Source organism: Parendozoicomonas verongulae, from assembly GCF_009711465.1.
Taxonomy (GTDB): Bacteria; Pseudomonadota; Gammaproteobacteria; order Pseudomonadales; family Endozoicomonadaceae; genus Sansalvadorimonas; species Sansalvadorimonas verongulae.
Genome location: NZ_SMME01000139.1, coordinates 1 through 287, shown reverse-complemented (window position 1 = coordinate 287; position 287 = coordinate 1). Strand labels below are relative to the sequence as shown.

General features: G+C 49.8%; 1 protein-coding gene. It reads left to right on the top strand.

Annotated elements, in window-relative coordinates:
• Positions 1-287 (top strand): AMP-binding enzyme (locus E1189_RS00165; protein ID WP_155158144.1); only part of this gene is annotated, 287 nt, incomplete at both ends.

Below are 287 nucleotides of genomic sequence, written 5' to 3'. Positions count from 1 at the left end.
ACTTTGTCGCCTGGTACACAGCCAGGCAGGCACTCTCTGACAATACATTGCAGGAGCAACTACGCCAGCAGCTTCCGCAATACATGGTGCCGGTCGCTATAGTATTTATAGAAAAACTACCTCTGTCAGCCAATGGCAAACTTGACCTTAAAGCCCTGCCGATTCCGAAGGTTGTCAGCACTGCCGAGTATGTGGCACCGTCTACAGATACTGAACAACACCTGTGCATCCTCTGGCAGGAGTTATTACACGTCGAACAGGTTGGAATAGACGACAACTTCTTCCAC